Here is a 23,838-nt window from a genome sequence, read left to right as displayed (position 1 = left end):
GACTAAAGAGTGTACTTATTGCGCTCGGGCTGCTAACAGGCCCCCAGCGTGGGGTCGCTACTTGGGTGCGAAGCGCTGTCCCGCGTCCAGGCGCAGGCACTGGCCGTTGAGCATCGGGTTGTCGACGATGGCCAACGCCAGCTTGGCGTACTCCTCGGGCCGGCCCATCCGCTTTGGGAAGGCCGCGTCGCGGGTCAGCGTCGCCGCCATCTCGTCGGGCACCATCGACGTCAGGCCGGTCAGGAACAGGCTCGGCGCGATCGCCAGCGCCCGGATTCCCATCGAGCCCAGGTCGCGAGCCATCGTCAGACACATGCCGGCGATCGCCGCCTTGGCCGCGGTGTAGGCGACCTGCCCGATCTGGCCCTCGAAAGCGGCGATCGAAGCGGTATTGATGATGACGCCGCGTTCCTCGTCTTCGGGCTCGTTCTTGGCCATGTGCGCGGCGGCCAGCCGGCTGATGTTGAAGGTGGCGATCAGGTTGAGATCGATAACCGATTGGAAGGATTCGAGGTCGTGGGGGCCGGACTTGGTCAGCGTGCGCTTGGCGATGCCGCCGCCGGCCGTGGTGACCACGACATGCAGGCCGCCCAGCTTGTCGACCGCGGTCTGCAAGGTCTCCTCGGTGCCGGTGAAGTCGGTGACGTCGACCGGGTAGAACGCGCCGCTGATGCCCTCGGCCACCGCTTTACCGTCGGAACCCTCGCGGTCGAAGATGGCGACATCCGCACCACGCTCCGCGAACAGTTCGGCCGTGGCCCGACCCATCCCCGACGCACCGCCGATGACGACGGCCTTCTTCCCATTGATCTCCATCCGGACGTCTCCTTTTTGGGTTGTCAGATCCTGTGCAATCTGTAACGTTACGTAGGAACGCTAGCGTGTCCGCCCTGCCGCGTTGTCACCGAGCCATGTCAAGCTGGCGATCGTGCTCCTTCTCGAGGTGGTAGCCACGTCGGTTGAGGTCGGCGCCACGTCGTCCCGGCTGACCAAGGTCGCGCGCCTCGCCGAGCTGCTGACCCGCGCCGCGCCGGACCCCCAACTGGTAGCGATCGTAGTGTCGTGGCTCTCCGGCGAGCTCCCACAGCGTCAGATCGGGGTGGGCCGGGCATCGTTGCGGTCGCGACCGGCGGCGGCGGCCGAGGCGCAGCTCACCGTGACCGGCGTGCACGCCACCTTCACCGAGATCGGCGCCGTCTCGGGTAAGGGATCGCAGGCGCGCCGCGCCCAACTGCTCACCACGCTGTTCGCCGCCGCGACCGAATCCGAGCAGACGTTTCTGGTGCGGCTGCTAACGGGCGAACTGCGCCAGGGGGCACTGGTCGGAATCATGGCCGACGCAGTCGCCAGGGCCGCCGACATCCCGGCTGCCGCGGTGCAGCGCGCGGCGATGCTGGGCGGCGATCTGCCCGCGGCGGCGGCGGCCGCCCTGTCCGGCGGGGCGGTCGCGCTGCAGGCATTCACCCTGCGAGTGGGCCAACCGGTCGGCCCGATGCTCGCACAGACCGCGACCAGCGTGGCCGATGCGCTCGAACGTCACGGCGGCACAACGATTTTCGAGGCGAAGCTGGACGGCGCGCGGGTGCAGATCCATCGCGCCGGGGACACGGTCACGGTCTACACGCGAAGCCTCGACGACGTCACCGCCCGGCTGCCCGAGGTGGTGGAGGCGACGCTCGCGCTGCCCGTCACCGACCTGATCGCCGATGGTGAGGCGATCGCGCTGCGGCCGGATAATCGGCCGCACCGCTTTCAGGTCACCGCCTCGCGGTTCGGCCGATCGGTCGACGTGGCCTCGAAACAAGCGGGAGCCCAGGCAGCGCAACCACTTTCGGTGTTCTTCTTCGACATCCTGCACCGCGACGGCGTCGATCTGCTCGACGCACCGACCGCCGAACGGCTGGCCGCCCTGGACGCGCTGGTGCCGGACGAGCAGCGGGTCGACCGGCTGTTTACCTCCGACGCCGATGCCGCCGCGGCCTTCCTGGAGGCGACGCTGGCCGCCGGGCACGAAGGTGTGATGGCGAAGGCGCCGGGCGCGCCCTACCTGGCCGGGCGTCGCGGGGCGGGCTGGCTCAAGGTCAAGCCGGTTCACACCCTCGACCTGGTGGTGCTGGCCGTCGAATGGGGTTCGGGACGCCGAAGCGGCAAACTGTCCAACATCCATCTGGGTGCCCGCGATTCGACAACCGGCGAATTCATCATGGTGGGAAAGACTTTCAAGGGCATGACCGACGCCATGCTGGACTGGCAGACGGCGCGGTTCAGCGAGCTTGCGGTCGGATCGATGGACGGCTATGTCGTCGCATTGCGTCCCGAGCAAGTCGTCGAAATCGCGCTCGACGGCGTGCAGCGCTCGACACGCTACCCGGGCGGTCTGGCGCTGCGGTTTGCCCGGGTGGTGCGCTACCGCGACGACAAGAGTCCGGCCGAGGCCGACACCATCGACAACGTCCGTGCGCTGTACTAATTCGGCCGGGCGACGCGGCGCGCGTCGTCGTAGGGTTTGACCGTGACTGTGCACGACAAAGATGTCAGCTATATCCGCACCGACGATGACTTGCCGCCCGTCGCCATCATCGACCGCTCCCCCATCAGCCTTCGGCACAAAATCGTCTTCGGGATCATCGCGGTGATCGGTACCGTCGCCTGGGCCCTCATCGCGTTCGCACGCGGCGAGACAGTCAACGCCGTCTGGATCGTGGTCGCGGCGATCTGCACCTACATCATCGGGTTCCGCTTCTATGCGCGGTTGATCGAAATGAAGATCGTCCGCCCCCGCGACGACCACGCCACACCCGCCGAGATTTTCGACGACGGCGCCGACTACGTGCCGACCGACCGTCGGGTGCTGTTCGGCCACCATTTCGCCGCGATCGCCGGAGCGGGACCACTTGTGGGTCCGGTGCTTGCCACCCAGATGGGCTACTTACCCTGCAGCATCTGGATCATTCTCGGCGCGGTGTTCGCCGGCGCCGTCCAGGACTACTTGGTGCTGTGGATCTCGACCCGGCGCCGGGGCCGGTCCCTGGGCCAGATGGCCCGCGACGAACTCGGTGCGGCCGGTGGCGCCGCCGCGCTGGTCGGCGCGTTCGTCATCATGGTGATCATCATCGCGGTGCTGGCGCTGGTGGTGGTTCGGGGTCTGGCCCAGAGTCCGTGGGGCGTGTTCTCGATAGCGATGACCATCCCAATCGCCCTCTTCATGGGCTGCTATCTGCGGTTCCTGCGCCCGGGCCGGGTGGCCGAGGTGTCGGTAATCGGCTTCGTGCTGCTGATGGCCGCCGTCGCTTCGGGTAACTGGGTCAGCGAAACCTCGTGGGGCGCATCCTGGTTCACTCTGTCCGCGGTCACCGTCTCCTGGTTGATCATCGGCTACGGCTTCGTGGCGTCGGTGCTACCGGTGTGGTTGTTGCTCGCTCCACGCGATTACCTGTCGACCTTCATGAAGGTCGGCGCCATCGCCTTGCTGGCCGTCGGCATCTTCATCGCACACCCACTCATGCAAGCCCCCGCGGTCTCGCGGTTCGCATCCAGCGGCGACGGCCCGGTGTTCCCCGGCGCGCTATTCCCGTTCTTGTTCATCACCATCGCGTGCGGCGCGCTATCCGGATTTCACGCGCTGATTTCGTCGGGGACCACACCGAAGCTGCTGGAGAAGGAAAGCCAGATGCGCTTCATCGGCTACGGCGGGATGCTCACCGAATCGTTCGTCGCCATCATGGCGCTGATCAGTGCGTCAATCCTGGACCAGCATCTGTACTTCGCCCTCAACGCCCCGACCGCGCAAACCGGCGGCACCGCCGCCACGGCCGCGCACTACGTCAACGGGCTCGGATTGTCGGGGCCCTCGGCGACGGCCGACCAGCTGAACCAGGCCGCCGCCGGTGTCGGCGAAAAATCGATCGTGTCGCGCACCGGCGGAGCCCCGACACTGGCAGTGGGCATGTCGGAGATCTTGCAACGGGTGTTCGGCGGTGCCGGCCTCAAGTCGTTCTGGTACCACTTCGCGATCATGTTCGAGGCGCTGTTCATCCTGACGGCCGTCGACGCGGGCACCCGGGTCGCGCGATTCATGTTGTCCGATGCGCTGGGCAACCTGGGTGGTCCGCTTTCCAAGCTGCAGAATCCGAGCTGGCGCCCGGGCGTATGGGGTTGCAGTGTTGCCGTCGCCGCGGGTTGGGGCGGCATCCTGCTGATGGGCGTGACCGATCCCCTCGGCGGCATCAACACACTGTTCCCGCTGTTCGGTATCGCCAACCAGCTGCTCGCGGCGATCGCACTCACCGTCATCACCGTGATCGTCATTAAGAAGGGCTTGCTGATCTGGGCGTGGATCCCGGGTGCCCCGCTGCTGTGGGATTTGACGGTCACGCTGACCGCGTCGTGGCAGAAGATCTTCTCGGCGGACCCGGCGATCGGCTACTGGGCTCAACATTTCCAGTACCTGGCCGCCAAGGACGCGGGCAAGACCACCTTCGGCTCGGCCAAGAATGCCCATCAGATCGACGAAGTCGTCAGGAACACCTTCATCCAGGGCACCCTGTCGATTCTTTTCGCGGCCGTGGTGATCATCGTGTTGGTCATCGGAATTGCGGCCGCGCTCAACGCAATTCGCGGCGGCGGGCGGCCGTTGACCGAAGATGATCCGGTCCCGTCGAAGATGTTCGCACCCTCGGGCCTGATCGCCACGCCCGCGGAGCGGGAGGTGCAACAGCAGTGGCAAGCACCGCGGACAGTGGCGACCGGCGAGCGCCACGCCGGATAATCAAGGTCCCGAATTTCGCTGCACCGCCCTAAGATTGTGCGGAATGAGAGTCGGTATCGACTTCGGCACCACCCACACTGTCGTCGCGCTCGTCGACCGGGGTAACTACCCGGTCGTCTCGTTCGATGGCGTCGATGCCTGGCCGTCGCTCATCGCCGCCAACGCGGCCGGAGAACTGCGCTACGGAGTGGACGCCGCGGCCGTTCGCCACGATCCGGAATGGTCGGTGCTTCGGTCGATCAAACGCCTGCTCAACGATGCCGGACCCCAGACCGAGGTGACGCTGGCCGGCCGTAGCTACCGGTTGACCGACTTGCTCACCGGATTTTTGGCCCAGCTCAAGAACGATCTGCTGCAGCGCTCGAATGGCAGCCTGACTCCGGCTGACACCATCGAGGCGGCCATCAGCGTGCCCGCCAACGCATCCAGTGCCCAGCGCCTGCTGACACTGGATGCCTTCGTAGCGGCGGGTTTTCACGTCGTCGCACTGCTGAACGAGCCGTCCGCAGCCAGCCTCGAATACGCGCACCGATACCGCTCCACCATCACCGCCAAACGCGAATACGTCCTCATCTACGACCTCGGCGGCGGCACCTTCGACGCGTCACTGCTCAAAATGACCGGGCACTCCAACGAGGTCGTGATCAGCGAGGGCATCCAGCGGCTCGGCGGTGACGATTTCGACGAGGCGATTGTGCGACTCGTCAGCGACCGCGCGAAACTGTTCGAGGTGGACTCCGCCGCGCTCGCCCTGCTCCGTGAGGAGTGTGCGGTTCGCAAGGAGGCCGTGGGGCCGCAGACGCGGCGCTTCCTGGTCGACCTGTCCGGGATCAATGACGGGGCCGACCGGGCGCCGTTTTCGTGTGGCATCGATGACGTCTACTCGGCATGTGCGCCGCTCGTCAAACCCACGATCGATCTGCTCAACCGCATCCTGCACGACGGCAGCGGGGACGTGGCGTGGTCAGAGGTTGCCGGCATCTACGTGGTGGGCGGGGCCGGCGGCTTTCCGCTGATCTCCCGGATGCTGCGCAGCACCTTCGGCGAGAAGCGAGTGAAACGCTCCCCTCATCCGTTCGCCGCCACGGCCATCGGTCTTGCCGTGTTCCTGGACAAAGAGTCGGGTTTTGCGTTGTCGGAACGCTTTTCGCGACACTTCGGGGTGTTCCGCGAGGCCGAAGCCGGCGCCGGCGTCGTCTTCGATCCGATCGTGGGCAAAGACGTCTCACTGCCCGCCGACGGCGAGACGCCGCTGATCGTCCGTCGGACCTATCGGGCAGCGCACAACATCGGGCACTTCCGCTTCGTGGAGTGCAGCCGGCTGGTCAACGGCCGCCCCGACGGCGACGTGACGCCCTACGATCCCGTTCTCTTTCCCTTCGACCCCGCGCTCTACGACCGCGACGATCTTGGGCGCCAGCCGGTCGGCCGATGGACGGATGGCCCGGATGTCGAGGAGCGTTACGTCGTCGCGCCCAGCGGCGCCGTGGAGGTGACGCTCACGACGCAACCGGGCGGCTTCGTGCGCACGTTCCGCCTGGAGCGGTGCGACTCCGCCTAGCCGTCATAGCCGCTAGCGGTGCTGATTGCCCCACGACACCGAAGAGGACCGCCCATGCCCACCTGGCTCATCACCGGCTGCTCAACCGGACTCGGCCGAGCGCTCGCCGAAGCTGTCATCGAAACCGGCCACCATGCCGTCGTCACCGCACGCGATGCCGCAAAGGTCGCCGACTTGGCGGACATCGCGCCCGAGAGAGTGCTGCCCGTCGCACTCGACGTCACCAAGCAGGGCCAGATCGACGCGGCCGTACGGCAGGCGCGAGAGCGATTCGGCGGCGTCGATGTGCTCGTCAACAACGCCGGCTACGGCTATCGCGCCGCGGTCGAAGAAGGCGACGACGACGAAGTCCGGACCCTGTTCGAGACGCACTTCTTCGGCGCCGTCGCGATGATCAAGGCGGTCCTGCCCGGTATGCGGTCGCGCCGCAGCGGCGCGATCGTGAACATCTCCTCGATCGGTGCTCAATTGACGCCGGTGGGGTCCGGCTACTACGCCGCCGCGAAAGCAGCGCTCGAGGGGATGAGTGGCGCGCTCCGCGGCGAGTTGGCCCCACTGGGCATTTCGGTGACGGTCGTCGAGCCGGGCGCATTTCGCACCGACTTCGCCGGACGCTCGCTGGTCCAGTCGGCCACTGTCATCGACGACTACGCAGGGACCGCCGGGCAGCGTCGCAAGGAAAACGACACGATGGACGGCACTCAGGCCGGCGATCCCGCCAAAGCCGGCGCGGCGATCGTTACCGCCGTCGAATCAAGCGAGCCACCCGCATTCCTGCTCCTGGGTCCCGACGCGCTCGCGTTCTACCGCTACACGGCAGACGCCCGCGCCAGCGAGATCGCGAAATGGGAGCAACTGACCAGCGGCACCAACTTCGATTGAAGGCGCGCGTCAACGCCGACGATAGTGATCGCCGACATGTTCCGAGAATGGCTTCGCTATTTTGGAGAGGGTTATTCTCCAAAGTCGAGAGACGGATTACGATCGCTAAGGATCCGCCGTATCGGAACCCCTCGCCCAACGATCGGAGCCCAACATCGACGCCTGGATTCTCGACGCGGTACGCACGCCGCGCGGGCGGGGCCGCCCCGACGGCGGACTGCACAACGTACATCCGCAGGCGCTGTTCGCCACCTGCCTGACGGCCCTGGTCAATCGCACCGGTTTCGACCCCGCGAACGTCGATGACGTAATCGCCGGCAACGGCATCCTGTCCGGTGATCACGGTGATGACGTCGCGCGCCTGTCGGTTCTGTTGGCGGGCTGGCCGCAGACCGTGCCGGGGATGACGCTGAACCGCTTCTGCGGTTCAGGCCAGCAGGCGGTCACCGTCGCGGCGTCCTCGATCGCCGCGGGCGCCGACGATCTGGTGATCGCCGGCGGAGTCGAATCGATGTCGCGTTGGGACGTCACGGCCGGAGTGCCGACGATCGACGGCGACAACGCGGACTTGCGCGCACTGTATCCGACTGTCCCGCAAGGTATTTCGGCAGATCTCATCGCGACCCTGGAGGGCTTCACCCGCGAGGTCGTCGACACCTACGCCGCACTTAGCCAGAACCGCGCTGCCGCCGCCATCGACGAGGGACGATTCGATCGGTCCCTGGTCGAAATCGTGACGCCCGACGGTCCATTCACCCGCGACGAGCACCCGCGCCCCGGGACCTCCCCTGAGTCGCTGGCGCGGCTGCGGCCGGCGTTCGCGACGATGGGCGCGACAGGTGTCGACGGTGAGCACCGCACATTCGACGAGATCTGCCTGGAGCGCTACCCCAGCATCGACCACGTCGACCATGTTCACCACGCGGGAAACTCCTCGGGGGTGGTCGACGGCGCGGCAGCGGTATTGCTCGGATCGCCGACCTGGGCGCGCTCCAACGGCGTAAGGCCGCGTGGTCAGATCCGGGCCGCCGCCGCGATCGGCAGCGAACCGATCATCATGCTCACCGCACCCGGGCCGGCCGCGCAACGTTGCCTGCAGCGCGCCGGCATGACCGTGGCGGACATCGACCTGTGGGAGATCAACGAAGCATTCGCCGCCGTCCCACTCAAGACGATGCGCGACCTCGACCTCGATCCGGACCGAGTCAATGTCAACGGAGGCGCGATCGCCCTGGGCCACCCGATCGGTGCGACGGGCGCGATGTTGATCGGGACCGTCCTCGATGAACTCGAACGTCGGGACCTGACAACGGGATTGGTGACGATGTGTACCGGTGGCGGCATGGGCACCGCGACGATCGTCGAGCGGGTGTGACCCGGATATGACTAAGCCGAGCACGCTCGATCTCGACCGGCCGCGCGACGGCGTCGTCGTCCTGCGGCTGAATCGACCCGAGCGGCTCAACGCGATCAACGAGGCCATGCAAACCGACTTGACGCAGACGTTAAGCGATTTGGGTGGTGACAGCACAGCGCGCGCCATCGTGCTGACCGGCGCCGGCCGGGGCTTTTGCGCGGGCATCGACATGCGCGATTTCGGCCCCGGCATGCTCGAGGCCAGCGCACCCGCGCTGGACCGGATGCGTTTTCAGGAGAGGATGGCCGCGCTGGCCAAGGGGCTGCGTGCGCTGCCCCAGCCCGTCATCGCTGCGGTCAACGGCCCGTGCGTAGGCGCTGGGTTCGCGCTGTGCCTCGCCTCCGACATCCGGATCTGTTCGGCGACAGCATCATTCGGCAACGCCGCGATCCTGCTCGGCTTGTCCGGCGCCGAGATGGGCATGAGCTACCACCTGCCCCGCATCGTTGGGACCAGTGTGGCCGCCGACTGGATGCTCACCGGACGCACCGTGTCGGCGACGGAAGCGGATCGGCGCGGGCTGGTCAGCGAGCTTGTCGAGCCGGACCGGCTGACCGACCGTGGCGTTGAGTTGGCGTCGCTGATCGCGGACCTGTCGCCGCTAGGTGTACAGCTGACCAAGCGTGCGTTGCAACACAACACCGACGCCGCGAGCCTCTCCGCCGCGCTGGAACTGGAGAACCGCAATCAGGTGATCTCGCACGCCACCGACGAAGCGGCCGCACGCAGGCAACAGTGGTCTTCGGGACAGACCCGGTGAGCGGTCCGCTGCGCGGGGTCCGCATCGTGATGATGGGCGGCCTGGGACCGGCCCCGTTCTGCGGGATGTTGTTGGGAGACTTGGGCGCCGACGTCGTCCGCGTCGATGCTCTTGCTGGCGTGGACGGTCCGCTGCCCATCGATTACACGGTTCGCCGTAGCCAGCGGTCCGTCGCCGTCGACGTCAAGGATTCCCGCGGCCGTGAGCTCGTTCACCGGCTCGTCGCCAACGCTGACGCCTTCGTCGACGTGTACCGACCGGGCGTGGCCGAACGACTGGGCATCGGCCCCGACGCACTGCAGCCGCTCAATCCTCGTCTCGTTTACGCCCGCATGACCGGCTACGGGCAGGACGGCCCGCTGGCCGGACACGCCGGCCACGACATCAACTACCTCGCGCTCGCGGGTGCCCTGCACGGCATCGGCACCGCCGAATCACCCGTTCCGCCGCTCAATTTGGTCGGCGACTACGGCGGCGGCGGAATGCTGCTGGCGGTGGGCCTGCTCAGTGCGATTCTCGAGGCCCGCGAGTCGGGCGAAGGCCAGGTGCTCGACGTCGCGATGGTCGACGGCGTCGCGACCCTGCTGGCACCGTACTTCGGGATGGTGCCCGCCGGCACCTGGCGCGACCGCCGCCAGGACAACCTGCTCGACGGCGCGGCGCACTTCTACGGCGCCTACGCCACCGCGGACGGACGCCACGTTGCGGTCGGTGCGATGGAACCGAAGTTCTACGCCGAACTCTGCGATCGTCTTGACGTCGACGTGCCGCATGACGAAGCCGAGCCGGCCACCTGGCCCGCACACCGCGCGGCACTGGCTGCTCGTTTCGCCGAGAAGTCGCGCGAGGATTGGGAACGGCTCCTCGACTCACCGGGATGTTGTGCGACACCGGTACTTTCGCTATCGGAAGCGCCGCGGCATCCGCATCTTGCCGCACGCGACACCTTCATCGCCGTCGACGGGATCACCCAGCCCGCACCGGCTCCGCGCTTCTCGCGCACCAGGCCCGATGCGCCGTCGTCGCCGTCGTTGCCCGGCGACCACTCGCGTGCCCTGCTGCGCGAATTGGGATTCGACGAGCATGCCATCACCGAACTCGTCGACGCCGGCGTCGTGAAACAGAGCGTGACGCAAAGTGCTGACGAACGAAAGGGATGACAGATGTCGTGGGATTTCTCCACTGATCGGCAGTGGGCACAGCAACTCGAATGGGTAGAGGACTTCGTGCGCACCGAGTGTGAGCCCATCGACCTGATCGTCAAGGAGTCGCACGATCTGGGCGATCCGGTACGCCAGGCGCTGATCCCGCCTCTGCAGCAGGTCGTGAAGGAGCGCGGGCTGTGGGCCACGCACCTCGGTCCACATCTCGGTGGCCCGGGCTACGGCCAGGTGAAACTGGCCCTGCTCAATGAGATTCTGGGCCGCTCGGAGTGCGCACCGATCGTATTCGGCTCGCAGGCACCCGATTCCGGCAACAGCGAGATCCTCGCGCACTACGGCACACCCGAGCTCAAATCGCGGTATCTTGAACCACTGCTGGATAACCGGATCGTGTCCTGCTTCTCGATGACCGAACCGCAGGGCGGCGCGGACCCGAAAGTGTTCACCACGTCCGCGGTGCCCGACGGTGAGCACTGGATCATCAACGGGGAGAAATGGTTCTCGTCGTTTGCCTCGATGGCGTCGTTCATCATCGTGATGGCCATGACCGATCCCGATGCGCCACCGTACCAACGGTATTCGATGTTCGTCGTCCCCGGCGACACCCCCGGAATCAATGTGATCCGCGATGTCGGACTGGGCTATCAGCCCCTGGGCGGTGGCCGCGAGGGTTACGTCCGCTACGAGAATGTCCGGGTGCCGGCCGACCACATGCTGGGCCCGCGGGGTGGCGCGTTCGTCGTCGCGCAGACCCGTCTCGGCGGCGGTCGCATTCATCACGCAATGCGCACGGTCGGCTTGGTCCGCCGGATCTTCGACATGCTCTGTGAGCGAGCCGTGTCGCGCCACACCCAGGGCGAGGTGCTCGCCAACAAGCAACTCGTACAGGAGATGATCGCCGACTCATGGATGGAGATCGAGGCGTTCCGGCTGCTGACACTTCAAACCGCTTGGAAAATAGACCAATTCAACGACTACAAGGCGGTGCGGGCCGATATTTCCGCCGTCAAGGCGATGATGCAGAAGGTGCTGCATGACGTGTCGGCGCGGGCGCTACAACTACACGGATCGTTGGGCACCACGCATGAGATGCCGTTCGTCCAATATCTGGTGGAGTCCTTCGTGTTGGGCCTGGCCGACGGCCCGACCGAGGTGCACAAGGTGACGCTGGCACGCATGCTGCTCAAAGACCGCGAGCCCGCGCCCGATCTGTTTCCCTCCGAACACCTGCCGCGGCTGCGTGCCGCAGCCGAGGCGAAGTTCGCCGACAAGCTGGCGGGTATCCCCCGCTAAGCTCGTGAGGGCGCCGTCACGACGCTTGCCGCGGGATCAGTGCGAGAACGGGAATCGTTCGGGTGGTTTTGCGTTCGTAGTCGGCGAAGCCCGGATAGCGCGAGGCTTGAATGGCGTACTTCTGGTCGCGTTCGTCGCCGTGCAGCTCGACGGCCCGAACGTCGATGAGGTCGTCCCCGACTTCGATCTGCGCATCGGGGTGAGCCACCAGATTGTGGTACCACGCGGGGTTGCGGTCGGCACCCGCCGCTGATGCGAACACCAGATAGCGCTGACCTTCGGCCAGATACATCATCGGACTCACTCGTTCCTCGCCACTGCGAGCTCCCTTGCTGTGCAACAGCAATACCGGTGCGCCCTCGAACTGTCCGCCGAGCCGGCCGTGGTTGGCGCGGAACTCCTCGATATTGCGACGATTGAAATCGTCGTCGGACATGGTGCCTCCCACCCATTGAGTTCTTCGATTGTATCCCTGCCCTCGGCCGGCGACGAGAACCCGATCAGACGGCTTTGGTGACGCCGACGTAGGACACCACCACGTCGGACTGGTCAGTCACCCGGGTCAGCGTCGCGTAGGAGCGAATGAACGACTGGCCCACGCAGCCGTCGATCCTGACGTGGAAGTTGGCGATCATGATCCACGGGTGCGGGCCCTTGAATTGCTTCTTCGCCACCGGCACCACAATCACGAAGCCGGGCTTGAGCCCCACATTGATCGAGCCGCCCACCGGGACGGTGAGGAACGGCAGAAGAGGCGGCAACGCGCCGCTGGTGTCAAACGTCGGGCTGAGACCGGGGGCGATGCCCATGTTGCCGCCGAGGTCGACGCCGTTGGACGTGCTCATGTCGATGCCACAGCCGATCTCGTAACCCGCCTCGAGAATGCCTTGCGGCTGTCCCGGCCCGCTCAGGTCTCCGACAAATGTTCCGGTCGCGATGTACTCGCGGGACGAGAGCGCGGTTGTCAACGGCGCGACCGGAGTCTGAGCCTCGTCCTTCGCGCCAAGCCCCAATCGCCAGCCATCCGGGGTATTGACGATTTGGGGAGGATTCGAGGGCACCAGCCCGTCATTCGGTGGCGTAGCGGCACCAGCGGGCTGAACGTCGGGATCGGCGGCCGTAGACGGGGCCATGGTCAGCGTCATTAGAAAGCACATCGCGACGACCGCAGCGTTGCGGACGACCCCGGCTTTTGTCCCCACGGGCGAAACCGTAAATACCGCGCCGTGCGCATAGCGGCATTTGCTGGTCGCCCCGGCAGAGTCGTTGCGCGTTCGTAACTGATACGCGATGTGGCTGCGGCAGGCTGGCGTTGGCCCGGCCGGCCGGCCGCTAGAATTGCGGGTGTGGCACACGGCAACGAACCCGAGAGGGCGGCGATGAAAGCTCGTTCGTACGCTCGCGGACTGTTTGCCGGTGCGGTCAGCGTCGTGGCCTTGTGGGGCGGCATCGGGCTGGCGCGCGCGGACGATACCGATCCCGACCCCGAGCCGCCGATGCTCCCAGAGATCAGCCAATTCAACACGGTCGACGCTCCATCGTTCTTTACGAACCCCGCCAATCGAGGCATCCCACGGGAGAAAAACTGGGACGGCGTCGGAAACTATTGCCAGAACGTCTTTATCAAGTGCCGCTAACCGAGGCCTACTCCACCATCGACCGCGCCCGCTCCAGTAGTCGCGGCAACGTCGGCGCCATGGCTTCCCATTCGTCCCGCGGCGTCTTCCTTCGGCGGTTGTGTTTGACGATCAGCGACCAGGTCGCCGCCGACTTGAAACAGGCCAGTGCGCGAAACCAGGTCAGGCCGGCGACTTCGTGCCCCAGCTCATCCTGATAGATCTCGGCGAGCTCGTCGATCGGGGGCGCCATGCCGGCGGCGTCCGAAACACGTTGGTAAGTCCCGGGATCGCAGTTGATCAGAAACCAGCCGGCATCGATCCGCGGATCACCGATCGACCAGATCTGAGCCGTCCCGGCGTTTCCGGAGACTCCCGATCTTGGGAGGATCTGGGTTATGGGACGTGTCAGCAAGTACCCCGACGAGCTTCGTGAACGTGCGGTGCGCATGGTCGCTGAGGTGCGCCCGCAGTACCCGTCGCAGTGGGCGGCGATCACGGCGGTCACGGGCATGTTGGGGATCGGCACACCGGAGACGTTGCGGACCTGGATCCGCCGCTCGGAGGTCGATACCGGCCAGCGGCCGGGTGTGACCTCCGCGATGGCCGAGGAGAACAAGGCGCTGCGCAAGGAGATTGCCGAGCTGCGCCGGGCCAATGTTATCTTGGGCGGGCTCGACTGTTTGGGGGCGTGATCTGGGTGTTTGTGTCGTGGACGGTGTCCGTGATGTGGGTGTCGGCGATGCGGTTGGCGCGGAGCTGTCCGTGCAGGAGTGCGATCTGGTTTCGTAGTTGACGGTTTTCGTTGTCGAGTTCGCGGATGCGTTCGTGTGCGAGGGTGAGGCGTTGGCGCAGGGAGGCGTCGGAGCCGCGCTCGACTGGGGCAGGTGGTGCCGGCTCGGGCGTCTCCGATATGGCGGTCAGTCGGCGGAGTTGGTCGCGCAGTGCGGGCTGGGCATACAGCCATGAGCGGGAGACGCCGGCGAGGGCGGCGATCTGTGTGATAGTGCGCCGCTGGCCGGTTTCGCCGAGTTCCTGCAGGGCTTGCCGGGCGCGTTGGAGGGTGTCGGCGCGGCGGCGTTGGGCAGCGGCGAGGAGGTAGTGGCTGTTGTCATGGCGCATCGGATGGTTCCTTTCCGCAGCATGTTTCGCTGCCCGCTGCAGCGCACCGGCAGTCGCGTTGGTCGGTTTCGAGGGTGGCGATGATGGTAAGCAGGTTGGTTTCGACGGTGTGGTTCATCTCGGCCAGGCGGGTGTGGCCGTCGGTTTGAGCACGCGAGATCAACGTGCGGGTGTCATCGAGCTGCTTGCGGTGTTGGGGTAGGAATTCGGCGGTCGTGATGAACAGCGGACAAGTCAAACATGCGTTGGCGTGCGGGCACGATTTCTGTAGTGGCAGACCACAATAGCCGTTGGGCAGCGCTATTTTCGCGCGTGCAAGGTTCTGCTTCATCCACTCGCCATCGGCGAGGGGCCCGTCGACGGTGATGTCGACCGGCTCACCGTGGATGTTGATCTTCTGGGCGCGTTCCCACTGCTCTCGTATGGTGGTGTCGGCCAATCGGGCATACACGGCGGTCATGGTGTGGCTGGTGTGGTCGAGCAGGCGTCGGACCACTTCCTGCGGCACCTCATGGTTGATCCATCGTGTGGCCGCCGTGTGCCGGAACTGATGAGCGGTGATATGCGCTGGCTGACCGAGTTCATCTGTGACACCACATGTTTCGAGCCACTGCCCGAGCTGGAGGTGGAACGTCACGGTGGGAATGGGCAGCCGTCCGTCGGGGTTGGCGCTGCTGCGCGGCAGCAACACGGCGGTGGTTGGAAACCGCTGCCGGGTGCGCTCCTGCTGCGTCTGGATCATGGCGGTGAGTTCGTCGTCGATGGGCACCACCGCGTCGCGGCGCATCTTATGGTTGCGGTAGCGCAAATAGACCGCGCCCTGCGGGTCGCGAACCAGACAGTCCAGCGCCAGCCGGGTGGCGTCGCCAATGCGCAGGCCGGTGCGGATGAGGACCTCCACCAGCAGCCGGATCCGCGGGTCGCTGATCCGGTCGAGGTTGGCCGGGCTTTCCAACTGGCCCATGACGAACTCGGGAATCGCCCGCGGTGCCGGTGTCTCGTCACGGCGGGGCTGGTCGCTGGGATACAGCTGCGCCTCGGCCGGCAGCGATGCCCACCGGTGCTGGCGAACGGCATTCAGAAACCCGGTCACACAGCCGATCTCGGCGCTGCGGGTCTTCGGTTGTGGGATCTCAACGGCCAGTCGAGCCAGGTAGGCCTCCAGCGCTGCCCGCTCGAGCGCACCCGGGCCCGACGAGCTCGCTAGTCCGGGCATGAACTGCGACAAACGAACGAGCGCGAGGCGATCACTGCGTAGCTGCCCCAGCCCGACTCCGCACGACATGCGCCACCGGCACCATCGTTTGGCCAGCTCTCGAAGCCAGACTGGGTGCACCGCAGTGAAATCCAGTTTGGCCCCGTCATGGCCGGAAACACCGAGCCGCCGTAGCCGCCACACGTCACGCTGGTATTCGCTGTCCCAGCCGGTCCCGTCGCGCAAATCGAGCACGCACTCGATCGCGTAACCGAGGAACGCGCGCGGGGTGTTGACCGACGCCGCGGCCGGCAGCCCGGCCAGCCAGTCGGCCAGCGGACGATCCAGCAGCGACTCGGCCCCGGTTGCCGACAAGTGGTCCAGCAGCGGCTTGATCGATCGCGGTGTGGTGCGGGTTCGGTTCAGGTCGACGCGGCATTGCAGCGCGTAGCCGATCTCCAGCCGCAACTGCGGCCGCAGCGGCCGCAAGTCGAAGCGATCCTCGCCGTAGCTGGCGCAGTAGGCGATGAACTCCGCCGCCGACGGGCGACCACGCAGCCGCCACCGCCGGTGGTGGGAATGACACCACCCGGCGTCCAGTTCGGCCCACAACATGCACCCCGGGATGGCGCACACCGCTGCCGGCGTGCCGGCCACGTCCGGCTTCCACCGATCCACCACTGGGCGTCCGGCCTTGTCCCAGGCGTGGGAATGCGTGTAGCACAACCGATACCGATGCTGCCCGAAGCCGCAACCGGGCACCAGGCACGATTGCAGCGGCCGGTACCCCATCACCTCTGGATCAGCGGTCGCCGCCCACGCCCGTCGGTCATCCGGGCGACCCGCCTTTCTCCACCGGCCCAGATGGGCCGGGCAGAGCCCGGCGTAGCGACTCGAACGCACACACCCGGGCACCGCGCATGCCGGCGACCCGAGAATCGGATCCGCGACGGCGGGCACCAGCACCTCGACCCGGAACTCCGCACGCACCGCTGCGCCCAAACGCGCAACCCAGCCGGGCTCAATCGGCGGCGCCAGCACCTCGACGCTCACCACGACCCATCCCGGTCCGCCAGCCACCCCGCGGCCACCAACGCGCGGCGGGTGTCCTCGACCTTCAGATGCGCGTACGCGTCACTGGTCGTCGCGATCGACGCGTGCCCCAACAGATGGGCCACCACCTCGACCGGCACCTGGCGGCGCAACAACTCTGTCGCATACGAGTGGCGAAAAGTATGCGGCCCGAACATGATTCCGGTCCGCTCCCGCAATCGGCAGACCAAATCGTAGACGCTGGCATACGTCAACGGATACCCAATAGGACCGGACCACAAGTTGACGAATACGTAATCGCTGTCCAGCTCGCCGTACTCGCCATGCAGATAATCCGCATACAGCCGGATCACCGCGCCCGGCACCGGCACCTGGCGACCCCCGCCCTTGGCTCGGGCACGATTCGTATTCACCCTCGGCACCACCGTCACCAGCCGAGCAGCCGCATCGATGTCGCTGTGCCGCAACCCCAACGCCTCACCAACCCGCAGCCCGGATGCAGCCAGCAGAGAAAACAGGAACCGATCCCGCAGCCGATCACAGGCCGCCACGATCGCCGCGACCAGTTCCGTGTCCAGCGTGTCCGGGATGCGCCGCTGGGCCCGTAACCGGATCCGCCTGCTGCGCTCCGGTCGAGATCCCAGGTGCGCCAGCAGTGGTCGCCACGATCCACCATGTCCCTTATGCCGCTGCCAGGTCGTCAACAGATCACCCAGGTCCACTCCGTGGCGCTGATGGAATTCATAAAACGCCGAGATTGCCGATAGCTTGCGGTTCACCGTGGCCTCCGAGCACATGCTCTCCGCCGTCGGCAGCGCTGACACATTGCCCACTCGCCCCGCCGCGGGTAGTCGCAGCCACGCCACGAACCGGCCCACCTCCTCCAGTCGCACCCGCGACCACACCAGGCCGCCCCGATCGAGGAACTCGAACCAATCCCGCAGATCATGGGCATAGGCCTTGACCGTGTTCGGTGAGCGCTCGATCGCGTGCAGATGCGACAAGAACGCCTCGACCGGCTCCACCACCACCGCATCCTGATCCACCAGCGTCCACGATTCGCGGTCGCCGAACGGCATCACCACCGACTGCACCCGCAGCCCAGGACTCGTCACAGACACCGAAGATAACTGGTCCACAACGCATTTCCCGGCATCTCCGAACGCGTGTCGTCTACATGGTGAACAGCTTCCTCACGGCCTCAGATAACCAACGAGATCTTGAAAGCAGCGGCGATTTTCTTCGGGGCCGAGCTCGACCGGCCCGGGAGACGGTGATCCGGTTCATCGCCGAACACAAGGACCACCAGGTGGCCGGCCCCAACGGCGGGGCCGGGCTGCGCTGGGGTGTCGAGCCCATGTGTGCGGTGCTGTCTGAGCATGGCGTGCCGATCAGCCCGTCGACCTACTACGAGTGGATCAACAAGACCCCGACACGACGGCAGATCCATGACGCCGAGCTGGTCGAGATCATCACCGCGGCGCGGGAAGACAAGAAAAAGGGCAAGTTCGTCCAGACGCTGGGGTCACGCAAGTTGTGGATCTGGCTACGCAGCCAGGGTCACGATGTCGCCCGGTGCACGGTGGAGCGGATCATGCGCGAGAACGGTTGGGAGGGCGCGCGGTACGGATCCAAGCACAAGACCACCATCGCCGACGACACTCATCGGCGATACCCGGATCTGGTGGACCGCCGCTTTTATGCCGCGGCGCCAAATCGGTTGTGGGTGGCCGACTTTACGTATGTGTCGACCTGGATGGGATTCGTCTACGTCGCATTCGTCATCGACGCCTACAGCCGCCGGATCCTAGGCTGGCGGGCCGCCAGATCCATGACCACCGATCTGGTCCTCGACGCTATCGAGCATGCGTTCTTCACTCGCGCCCAGGACGGCACCACCAGTCTGCACGGGCTGATTGCGCACAGCGACGCGGGCAGTCAATACACCTCGGTGGCCTTCACCCAGCGGCTCATCGATGAGGGCGTGGATCCCTCCGTCGGCTCGGTTGGCGATGCGCTGGACAATGCGCTGGCCGAGACCACCGTCGGCTCGTTCAAGAACGAACTTATCCGCCGGCAAGGCCCGTGGCGCGACGTCAACCAGGTCGAGCTGGCGACCGCTGAATGGGTGGTCTGGTTCAACACCGAACGCCCCCACGAGTACCTCGACGACTTCACTCCCGAGGCCGTCGAGACGCTCTACTACGATCACAAACGCACCCCACCAAAGGCAGGGTGATTCAACGAATGCAGTCTCCGGACTCACCGGGACGGCTCAATCTCCCAATCGATCACCGCGTTGACACTCGCCCCGGCCGCCATCAGATTGCCCAGCCGAAAGTCACCGTGTACCACGCCGGGCGCGATAGCGTTTGGGGCGCAACGCAATAACGCGTCGCGTACCCCCGGCCAGCCGGGAACCAGTGACGCATCGACGGTCTGCAACGTCTGACACCAGCGCTCGACTTCCGAGACCGCATCGATGACCGGTTCGGAGCCCAGCCCGAGGTCACCGGGTGACAGGCTGTGCAGGGCGGCCATGGCCCGGCACGCGTTGCGGTAGCGCTCGGCCAGCTCCGGTGTGGGCGCGCAACCGTCGAACAGCGGCTCGACGCAGTCACCGTCGACGTGCGACATCACGAACAGCGGCGGGTTCAGCGGCGGATCTCCCGAGTCCTCCCACAGCACCTCGGGTACCGGAACCCGAGTCGCGGCAAGCGCTTTGAGAATGCGGGCCTGCCGCAGCACATCGCGGTGCGCGATAGGCTCAACCCCCGGCGGGGCGAGCTTGATCACCACGGGTCGGCCGGATCGCGTGCCGCGAAAGGTGAGGCTGGAGGCACCTCCTGCCAGCGCGGTGACGTCGGTGACGTCGGCAGCCGCGAGTCGGCGGCGCAGCTCGGCGAGATCGACCTCCACCATCAGCCGGCGGGCTGAAACCAGCCGACCTCCGCGAGGAAGGTCTGGGTATGCGCGATGCGGCCGGTCAGGGTCTTCGGATCTCCCGTACACAACCGGAACGCCGTCTCGGTGATCAGCTCGATGTTTTCGGTGTCCGTCTTCGCCAGGTCGAGGGTGCCCGCGCCCGGGGTGGCCACGGGATTGGACGGAGCGGCGGCGTTGACGGCGATTCCGTCGTCATACAGTTCTGCGGCAAGGCTTTTGGTGAGCCGGTTGAGTGCGGCCTTGGCCGTCCCGTAAATGCCGAAGCCCGCGGTTCGGTCGAATTCGGAGAAGGGCGGGCCGGGCGGTAGGTCGCCGCCGACTGAGGTCAGGTTCAGGATCCAGCCTCGGCCGCACTCGCGCATCGCGGGAATCGCCAACTGGCTCAGATGCAAGGGCCCGAGCACATGCATTTCCATCATCAGCCGCGCACGTCGCTCGGGAAACCCGTCGAGGGGCCGCAGGAAGGTGACCGCGGCATTGTTCACCAGGATGTCCGGAGCGCCGACGGCGTCGACGACTTCACCGAACAACCGCGCGCGTTCCTCGGCCTGGGACAGATCTGCCTGCACGGCGATGGCCCGACCTCCCGCGGCGACGATCTCGTCGACGGTCTCGCGCAGCGACCCGTGGTATTTAGGGTCGGGGTCCATCGTGCGCGCGGTCAGCGCGACCGTGGCACCTCGGGCCGCGAACCGGGCGGCGATCGCCTTGCCCAAACCTCGGCTACTCCCGGTGACGAGGGCCACCAATCCGTCGCATCGTTGGTTCGCGGTCATCGTCGACGCTCCTCGGGGCGGTCCGTAAACGGAAATGGCTTCTCCAAACTAGAGAATGCCATTATCACTGATCCATCCGCGGGGTACCAGCAAGGCGCCCCGGGACCTCGTGGCCTAAACCGTGGGGCTCGTGTCTTTTTAGCCGCTCACCGGATGGCTGCCGCGGGTCTAACGTGCTGTTCATGCAGGTCATATCCGCTCTCCCGGACACCTCCGTCGCGCAAGCCGCCGTCCGACTGGCACAGTCGACCGAGGCGCCGTCAGTGTTCAACCACAGTGTGCGCAGCTACCTGTTCGGTGAGCTGGTCGCCGCGCACGAGGGCATGCGCGCCGGTGCCGATTACGATGCCGACGCCCTGTTCCTTGGATGCGTGCTCCACGATCTCGGTGCCGGCTCCGCGGCGCCGGGTAAGGAAAGGTTCGAGGTCGAAGGCGCCGACCTCGCGGCGGCCCTGCTGACCGAGCACGGCTGCGAGCGCCCACTCGTGGACGGCGTGTGGGAGGCCATTGCCTTGCACACGTCGATGGGCATCGCCGACCGGCGCGGAGCGCTGTGTCATCTGGTGCGCAGCGGTGTGGGTGCGGATTTCGGCCGCGACGCCGAATTCATCGACGAGGAAATCGCCGCCGGAATCCACGCCCGCTACCCGCGGTTGTCCATGGCGCGCACGTTGATGGATGCGATCGTGGCGCATGCGCAACGCAGCCCCGGGGCGGCACCGCCCTACACGTTTCCCAACCAGGTGCTGCGCGAACGCCAGACCGACGGCATCACCCTGCTGGAACTGGCGGCCACGCATGGCCGTTGGGGCGACTGATCCTTAGCGGCGGCGCCGGGCGTCGACCGAATAGCGGCCGCCGCCGACGAAGACCAGCAGGAAGAAGCCGAAGCAGAACAGAATCGCCGGCGTTCCGGCGTTGCCGCCCGGTGGATCACCGATCGGCCACAGCGCGTGCGGCTGATGCATCCAGAAGTAGGCGACCGCCATGGTGCCCGAGGCGACGAATGCCGCAGCGCGAGTGAATAATCCGGCGCCGATCAGCAGGCCAGTAACGAATTCGAGGAGCCCCGCGTACCAGCCGGGCCACGACCCGAACTCAACGGGACCCGGCGTGGCCACGGGCCAGCCGAACAGGATCATCGAGCCGTATCCGGCGAACAGCAAGCCGTAGACCAACCGGAACAGGCTTACCACCGCCGGTGCGTAACTGTCGAGGCGGCGATCGAGATTCGTCGTCATCACCCAGCCAACGTTACGGCCGTCGTCGAAGCGTGGTGTAGACACATCCGTATGCAAGGAGGCGCTGTCACGTACCTGCTCCTGTTCGGCGCGATCATCGCGGAAGTGGTGTCGACCAGCCTGCTCAAGAGCACCGAAGGTTTCAGCCGTCTGTGGCCTACCGTGATGTGCTTGGTCGGCTACGGCGCCTCTTTCGCACTGCTGGCGTGGTCGATCCAGCGAGGCATGCAGACTGACGTCGCCTACGCGTTGTGGTCGGCGATCGGGACTGCGGCCATCGTGCTGATCGCGGTGCTGTTTTTAGGTTCTCCCATTTCGGTAACGAAAGTCGTCGGCGTCGGGCTGATCATCGTGGGGGTGGTCACGTTGAACCTGTCCGGGGCCCATTGACGACCAATTTCGTCCACGCGAGCAAGCGCTGCAGGGCGGCCTCGACGCGCGCGTCGGCATCCCGATCAGGACTCCAAGAATTCGTAGAGGCCCCGGCGAGAGCCTTCTCTCATGATCAGGATTGCGACCGTGGCCCGCGCTGTTGCCGTTGCGGTGCTGACCGGCGCGGCCGCACTCGGGTTGACGGTGGGCACAGCCCAGGCCGCACCCGGCAATCCACCCAATGGTGTCGGGACGCTTTACGGCGACCCAGCGGCGGCCGCCCCATTCTGGCGTTATCAGCAATACGACGACGACTGCGTCGAGATGGCGGTCGCCGACGTGGTCGGGGAACTGACCGGCACGCAGCCGTCCGAGCGCGAGGTCGTCAAGCTGGCTCAATCAACGCCCAGCAGCGTGCACCCTGGGCCGATCTACCAGAAGCCGAAGAGACGCAAGAGCGGCGAGGGGACCTCGTTCGACGATGAGCCGGTCCTGCTGGCGCACTATGGAATCCGTGCCGTGAGCACCGACAAGTCAAGCGCCGCATCGACCCACGTCCCGACCGGCATGTTGGCACTCGAGCAGGATCTGGCCAAGGGCCGCAAGGTCATTGCCGGAGTCAACGCCGAAATCATCTGGGGCGAACCCGTCGAGGACAAAGACTCGAGTGGGCAACCGCTGGCCAACCACGCCGTGGTGGTCACCGGTGTCGACACCGCGGCCGGCATCGTGCACCTCAACGACAGCGGCAGCGAGCAGGGCCGCGACGAGCAGGTGCCGATCGACGTCTTCATCCGCTCGTGGGATGGCAGCGACGAACAGATGACGGTCACCAGCTAGGCGCGACAGGTCAGCGGCACGCTCAGCAGGCGGGTCAGGGCGTCGGTCACCTCAGCAGGGCGTTCCTCCATGATGTAGTGGTCGGCGCCCCGCAGCCGGATCAATTCGGCGTTCGGGATGCGCTCGGCCAGTTCGTGTGCGGTGCGCAACGGCACATAAGGATCGCGGTCGCCCCAGATGACGGAGACCGGGCAGGCGATGGCCCCGAGGCCGTCGGCGAGCCATGGGACCGCGGACACCCGATAGTGTGCGAAGAATTCCCAAAACGTGCGCTTGCCTTGCGCCGTGTTCATCCAGCCCAGGTATTCGGCTTCCAGTGCGGCGTCGAAGCAGCCGGTCTCGCGGTAGCGGGCCAGCGCCCGATGGTGGATCGCGGCCAGCGGCAGATGTCGCGCGATGGCGGATAGTAATGGGCGGGCGGCAATCCAATGTTGGCCCTGCGAGAAGCGGTAGAACCACGGTCGGAAGATGCCGTGCGCGCGGGTATTCAAGAGCGCGAGTCGCAGCACGCGTTCGGGATGGCGAATGGTGTAGCCGAGTCCGATGAAGCCACCGTAATCATGCGCACACAGATTGAATCGTTGCCACCCCAACTGCTCCACGAACCGCTCGATCCGCTCCAGTTCGTTGTCATAGGTGGGTGCCGTCGACGGTGGATCGGACCGGCCGAAGCCCGGCCAGTCCGGCGCCACAACGTGATGGCTGTCGGCCAGCGCCTTGATCTGGTGGCGCCAGCAGGACGAGCTCTGCGGATAGCCGTGCAGCAGCAGCACCGGTTCCCCGCTGCCCGCGGACACTCCGAACACCTTGCGCCCGTCGACATTCCACATCGC

The 23,838-nt window shown here is 66.2% G+C and carries 21 protein-coding genes and 4 pseudogenes; 14 read left to right on the top strand and 11 right to left on the bottom strand.

Going from position 1 to position 23,838, the window contains the following annotated elements:
• Window positions 1-57: 57 nt before the first annotated feature.
• Complete coding sequence (locus MJO58_RS07880; protein WP_239722529.1) at window positions 58-816, bottom strand: SDR family NAD(P)-dependent oxidoreductase; 759 nt, start codon at window positions 814-816, stop codon at window positions 58-60.
• A 112-nt stretch (window positions 817-928) separates the two neighbouring features.
• Between MJO58_RS07880 and MJO58_RS07875 the strand changes: the two genes are divergently transcribed.
• The 8 genes from MJO58_RS07875 to MJO58_RS07840 all read left to right on the top strand — a co-directional run bounded on the left by MJO58_RS07875 (window position 929) and on the right by MJO58_RS07840 (window position 11,844).
• Entirely contained in the window at window positions 929-2,470 is a 1,542-nt protein-coding gene (locus tag MJO58_RS07875; RefSeq protein ID WP_239723191.1) for an ATP-dependent DNA ligase, read from the top strand.
• Window positions 2,471-2,506: 36 nt separating this feature from the next.
• Window positions 2,507-4,768 (top strand): carbon starvation CstA family protein, encoded by a 2,262-nt coding sequence (locus MJO58_RS07870; RefSeq protein ID WP_239722528.1) that lies wholly within the window; start codon window positions 2,507-2,509, stop codon window positions 4,766-4,768.
• 43 nt (window positions 4,769-4,811) lie between these two features.
• Complete coding sequence (locus MJO58_RS07865) at window positions 4,812-6,329, top strand: Hsp70 family protein (RefSeq protein WP_239722527.1); 1,518 nt, start codon at window positions 4,812-4,814, stop codon at window positions 6,327-6,329.
• 54 nt (window positions 6,330-6,383) lie between these two features.
• A complete protein-coding gene (locus MJO58_RS07860) occupies window positions 6,384-7,211 on the top strand; it encodes an oxidoreductase (RefSeq protein WP_090601012.1) in 828 nt (275 codons plus the stop codon).
• Window positions 7,212-7,377: 166 nt separating this feature from the next.
• Window positions 7,378-8,586, top strand: a complete 1,209-nt coding sequence (locus MJO58_RS07855) for an acetyl-CoA C-acetyltransferase (RefSeq protein ID WP_259608765.1) — start codon at window positions 7,378-7,380, stop codon at window positions 8,584-8,586.
• Window positions 8,587-8,593: 7 nt separating this feature from the next.
• Window positions 8,594-9,388 carry an enoyl-CoA hydratase/isomerase family protein gene (locus tag MJO58_RS07850; protein WP_239722526.1) on the top strand — a complete coding sequence of 265 codons (795 nt, stop codon included), beginning with the start codon at window positions 8,594-8,596 and terminating at the stop codon, window positions 9,386-9,388.
• Window positions 9,385-10,548: a CaiB/BaiF CoA transferase family protein gene (locus tag MJO58_RS07845; protein WP_239723189.1), complete on the top strand. Its 1,164-nt coding sequence runs from the start codon at window positions 9,385-9,387 to the stop codon at window positions 10,546-10,548. The genes MJO58_RS07850 and MJO58_RS07845 overlap by 4 nt, the downstream gene beginning before the upstream one ends.
• A gap of 3 nt (window positions 10,549-10,551) precedes the next feature.
• Entirely contained in the window at window positions 10,552-11,844 is a 1,293-nt protein-coding gene (locus MJO58_RS07840; RefSeq protein ID WP_239722525.1) for an acyl-CoA dehydrogenase family protein, read from the top strand.
• A gap of 16 nt (window positions 11,845-11,860) precedes the next feature.
• Here the strand turns inward: MJO58_RS07840 and MJO58_RS07835 are convergent, their stop codons facing one another.
• Together MJO58_RS07835 and MJO58_RS07830 are read right to left on the bottom strand one after the other, a co-directional pair.
• The gene (locus MJO58_RS07835; protein WP_239722520.1) at window positions 11,861-12,280 is read right to left on the bottom strand and encodes a nitroreductase family deazaflavin-dependent oxidoreductase; all 420 of its coding nucleotides are present in this window, start codon (window positions 12,278-12,280) and stop codon (window positions 11,861-11,863) included.
• Between the two features lie 64 nt (window positions 12,281-12,344).
• Window positions 12,345-12,989: an MspA family porin gene (locus MJO58_RS07830; protein ID WP_239723188.1), complete on the bottom strand. Its 645-nt coding sequence runs from the start codon at window positions 12,987-12,989 to the stop codon at window positions 12,345-12,347.
• Between the two features lie 201 nt (window positions 12,990-13,190).
• On the opposite strand from MJO58_RS07830, the gene MJO58_RS07825 reads away from it, so the two are divergent.
• Window positions 13,191-13,481 carry a hypothetical protein gene (locus MJO58_RS07825; protein WP_239722518.1) on the top strand — a complete coding sequence of 97 codons (291 nt, stop codon included), beginning with the start codon at window positions 13,191-13,193 and terminating at the stop codon, window positions 13,479-13,481.
• Window positions 13,482-13,488: 7 nt separating this feature from the next.
• Here the strand turns inward: MJO58_RS07825 and MJO58_RS07820 are convergent.
• Window positions 13,489-13,809 (bottom strand): annotated as a pseudogene (locus tag MJO58_RS07820) (phosphotransferase family protein); the annotation flags it as partial.
• Window positions 13,810-13,858: 49 nt separating this feature from the next.
• On the opposite strand from MJO58_RS07820, the pseudogene MJO58_RS07815 reads away from it, so the two are divergent.
• Window positions 13,859-14,128, top strand: a pseudogene (locus MJO58_RS07815) (transposase); the annotation flags it as partial.
• Here the strand turns inward: MJO58_RS07815 and MJO58_RS07810 are convergent.
• The 3 genes from MJO58_RS07810 to MJO58_RS07800 are packed head-to-tail and all read right to left on the bottom strand — an operon-like array spanning window position 14,121 to window position 17,909.
• Entirely contained in the window at window positions 14,121-14,582 is a 462-nt protein-coding gene (locus MJO58_RS07810; protein ID WP_007172469.1) for a DUF6262 family protein, read from the bottom strand. The pseudogene MJO58_RS07815 and the gene MJO58_RS07810 overlap by 8 nt on opposite strands.
• Window positions 14,572-16,857, bottom strand: coding sequence for a tyrosine-type recombinase/integrase (locus tag MJO58_RS07805; protein ID WP_225325992.1), 2,286 nt, complete (start codon window positions 16,855-16,857; stop codon window positions 14,572-14,574). Before MJO58_RS07805 ends, MJO58_RS07810 begins: the two co-directional genes overlap by 11 nt.
• The gene (locus tag MJO58_RS07800) at window positions 16,827-17,909 is read right to left on the bottom strand and encodes a tyrosine-type recombinase/integrase (protein ID WP_033717226.1); all 1,083 of its coding nucleotides are present in this window, start codon (window positions 17,907-17,909) and stop codon (window positions 16,827-16,829) included. Before MJO58_RS07800 ends, MJO58_RS07805 begins: the two co-directional genes overlap by 31 nt.
• Before the next feature lie 132 nt (window positions 17,910-18,041).
• On the opposite strand from MJO58_RS07800, the pseudogene MJO58_RS07795 reads away from it, so the two are divergent.
• A pseudogene (locus tag MJO58_RS07795) lies at window positions 18,042-19,069 on the top strand (IS3 family transposase); the annotation flags it as partial.
• A 38-nt stretch (window positions 19,070-19,107) separates the two neighbouring features.
• Here the strand turns inward: MJO58_RS07795 and MJO58_RS07790 are convergent.
• A pseudogene (locus MJO58_RS07790) lies at window positions 19,108-19,752 on the bottom strand (phosphotransferase family protein); the annotation flags it as partial.
• A complete protein-coding gene (locus tag MJO58_RS07785) occupies window positions 19,752-20,552 on the bottom strand; it encodes an SDR family NAD(P)-dependent oxidoreductase (RefSeq protein ID WP_239722516.1) in 801 nt (266 codons plus the stop codon). The gene MJO58_RS07785 and the pseudogene MJO58_RS07790, both read right to left, overlap by 1 nt.
• 182 nt (window positions 20,553-20,734) lie before the next feature.
• Here MJO58_RS07785 and MJO58_RS07780 point away from each other — a divergent pair, with 182 nt between their 5' ends.
• Window positions 20,735-21,370 carry an HD domain-containing protein gene (locus MJO58_RS07780; RefSeq protein ID WP_239722514.1) on the top strand — a complete coding sequence of 212 codons (636 nt, stop codon included), beginning with the start codon at window positions 20,735-20,737 and terminating at the stop codon, window positions 21,368-21,370.
• A 3-nt stretch (window positions 21,371-21,373) separates the two neighbouring features.
• Here the strand turns inward: MJO58_RS07780 and MJO58_RS07775 are convergent, their stop codons facing one another.
• Window positions 21,374-21,793 (bottom strand): DoxX family protein, encoded by a 420-nt coding sequence (locus MJO58_RS07775; RefSeq protein ID WP_090601004.1) that lies wholly within the window; start codon window positions 21,791-21,793, stop codon window positions 21,374-21,376.
• Between the two features lie 51 nt (window positions 21,794-21,844).
• Here MJO58_RS07775 and MJO58_RS07770 point away from each other — a divergent pair, with 51 nt between their 5' ends.
• Together MJO58_RS07770 and MJO58_RS07765 are read left to right on the top strand one after the other, a co-directional pair.
• Window positions 21,845-22,183: a DMT family transporter gene (locus MJO58_RS07770; RefSeq protein WP_090601003.1), complete on the top strand. Its 339-nt coding sequence runs from the start codon at window positions 21,845-21,847 to the stop codon at window positions 22,181-22,183.
• 111 nt (window positions 22,184-22,294) lie between these two features.
• Window positions 22,295-23,005 carry a C39 family peptidase gene (locus MJO58_RS07765; RefSeq protein ID WP_239722512.1) on the top strand — a complete coding sequence of 237 codons (711 nt, stop codon included), beginning with the start codon at window positions 22,295-22,297 and terminating at the stop codon, window positions 23,003-23,005.
• Here MJO58_RS07765 and MJO58_RS07760 read toward each other — a convergent pair.
• The gene (locus tag MJO58_RS07760; RefSeq protein ID WP_239722511.1) at window positions 23,002-23,835 is read right to left on the bottom strand and encodes an alpha/beta fold hydrolase; all 834 of its coding nucleotides are present in this window, start codon (window positions 23,833-23,835) and stop codon (window positions 23,002-23,004) included. The genes MJO58_RS07765 and MJO58_RS07760 overlap by 4 nt on opposite strands.
• Window positions 23,836-23,838 lie beyond the last annotated feature (3 nt).

The sequence above is a fragment of the Mycobacterium lentiflavum genome (assembly GCF_022374895.2).
Lineage (GTDB): Bacteria > Actinomycetota > Actinomycetes > Mycobacteriales > Mycobacteriaceae > Mycobacterium > Mycobacterium lentiflavum.
The sequence above is the reverse complement of the archived record's forward strand: the minus strand, read 5'-3'. Positions and strand labels throughout refer to the sequence as shown.

Bases quoted from the DNA above. Each gene is read 5' to 3' on its own strand.
- MJO58_RS07880 (WP_239722529.1), bottom strand. From the start codon at position 816: ATGGAGATCAATGGGAAGAAGGCCGTCGTCATCGGCGGTGCGTCGGGG.
- MJO58_RS07865 (WP_239722527.1), top strand. From the start codon at position 4,812: ATGAGAGTCGGTATCGACTTCGGCACCACCCACACTGTCGTCGCGCTC.
- MJO58_RS07860 (WP_090601012.1), top strand. From the start codon at position 6,384: ATGCCCACCTGGCTCATCACCGGCTGCTCAACCGGACTCGGCCGAGCG.
- MJO58_RS07850 (WP_239722526.1), top strand. From the start codon at position 8,594: ATGACTAAGCCGAGCACGCTCGATCTCGACCGGCCGCGCGACGGCGTC.
- MJO58_RS07840 (WP_239722525.1), top strand. From the start codon at position 10,552: ATGTCGTGGGATTTCTCCACTGATCGGCAGTGGGCACAGCAACTCGAA.
- MJO58_RS07835 (WP_239722520.1), bottom strand. From the start codon at position 12,280: ATGTCCGACGACGATTTCAATCGTCGCAATATCGAGGAGTTCCGCGCC.
- MJO58_RS07830 (WP_239723188.1), bottom strand. From the start codon at position 12,989: ATGACGCTGACCATGGCCCCGTCTACGGCCGCCGATCCCGACGTTCAG.
- MJO58_RS07810 (WP_007172469.1), bottom strand. From the start codon at position 14,582: ATGCGCCATGACAACAGCCACTACCTCCTCGCCGCTGCCCAACGCCGC.
- MJO58_RS07800 (WP_033717226.1), bottom strand. From the start codon at position 17,909: ATGCCGTTCGGCGACCGCGAATCGTGGACGCTGGTGGATCAGGATGCG.
- MJO58_RS07785 (WP_239722516.1), bottom strand. From the start codon at position 20,552: ATGACCGCGAACCAACGATGCGACGGATTGGTGGCCCTCGTCACCGGG.
- MJO58_RS07780 (WP_239722514.1), top strand. From the start codon at position 20,735: ATGCAGGTCATATCCGCTCTCCCGGACACCTCCGTCGCGCAAGCCGCC.
- MJO58_RS07775 (WP_090601004.1), bottom strand. From the start codon at position 21,793: ATGACGACGAATCTCGATCGCCGCCTCGACAGTTACGCACCGGCGGTG.
- MJO58_RS07770 (WP_090601003.1), top strand. From the start codon at position 21,845: ATGCAAGGAGGCGCTGTCACGTACCTGCTCCTGTTCGGCGCGATCATC.
- MJO58_RS07765 (WP_239722512.1), top strand. From the start codon at position 22,295: ATGATCAGGATTGCGACCGTGGCCCGCGCTGTTGCCGTTGCGGTGCTG.
- MJO58_RS07760 (WP_239722511.1), bottom strand. From the start codon at position 23,835: ATGTGGAATGTCGACGGGCGCAAGGTGTTCGGAGTGTCCGCGGGCAGC.